The following is a 908-nucleotide window of genomic DNA, read 5'->3' as shown; positions in this document are numbered from 1 at the left end:
AAGGTGTTCAACGAGGTCAAGAAGACCGACCCGCGTTTCGCCGGCTGGTGGCAGGACAACTCCAAGGAGGCGTACAACACAGGTTTGGCGAACGCGGCGGCGGCGTTCGACAACTACGCCACCTCCAAGCGCGAGCAGCGTAAAGGCAAGCGCGTGGGCATGCCCCGGCGGAAGTCCAAGCACACCGCCCGGCTCGCCTGCCGGTTCACCACCGGCGCCATCCGCGTGGAGCCGGACCGGCGGCACGTCACGCTGCCCCGGCTCGGGGCGATCCGTACCTACGAGTCGACCCGCAAGTTGGAACGGCGTATCGGCAACGGCACCGCCCGGATCTTGTCCGCGACGGTGAGGTTCGAGCGGGGTCGGTGGTTTGTCTCCTTCCAGGTCGAGATCCAGCGTGCCACCGACCGCACCCCGGCCCGCCCCGATGTGGTGGCGGGTGTGGACCTGGGTGTGAAGTGCCTCGCGGTGATCGCCGACAACCGGGGCGCAGTGCGGTTCGTGCCGAACCCGGCGCACTACGACGGCGCGCTCAAGCACCTCAAACGGCTGTCCCGCCGGGTCTCGCGCCGCCGGGGACCGGACCGGCGCACCAGGCAGCAGCCGTCCCGACGATGGGCGGTCGCCAACGCCGAACGTAACCGCGTGCACCATCGGGTGGCGAATCTCCGCGCCGACGGGCTGCACAAGCTCACCACCGGCATCACCGGCGAGTACGGCACCGTGGTGGTCGAAGATCTCAACGTGGCCGGCATGCTCCGCAACCGACGCCTCGCCCGCAAGGTCGCCGACGCCGGGTTCGCGGAGATCCGCCGGCAGGTGGGGTATAAAACGGCATGGAATGGTGGTCGGCGGATAGTAGCCGACCGCTGGTATCCCTCCAGCAAGACCTGCTCGGCCTGCCGCGT

The 908-nt window shown here is 68.9% G+C and carries 1 protein-coding gene; it reads left to right on the top strand.

Translation table 11 applies throughout. From position 1 onward, the window contains the following. On the top strand, positions 1-908 hold a 908-nt coding region (gene tnpB, locus ACNAW0_RS30470), incomplete at both ends, for an IS607 family element RNA-guided endonuclease TnpB (protein ID WP_416291497.1).

This window comes from Micromonospora sp. SL1-18 (assembly GCF_047921505.1).
In the GTDB taxonomy this organism is placed as follows: domain Bacteria; phylum Actinomycetota; class Actinomycetes; order Mycobacteriales; family Micromonosporaceae; genus Micromonospora.
Note: the sequence above shows the minus strand (reverse complement) of the source record. Positions and strands in the feature narration are given on the sequence as shown.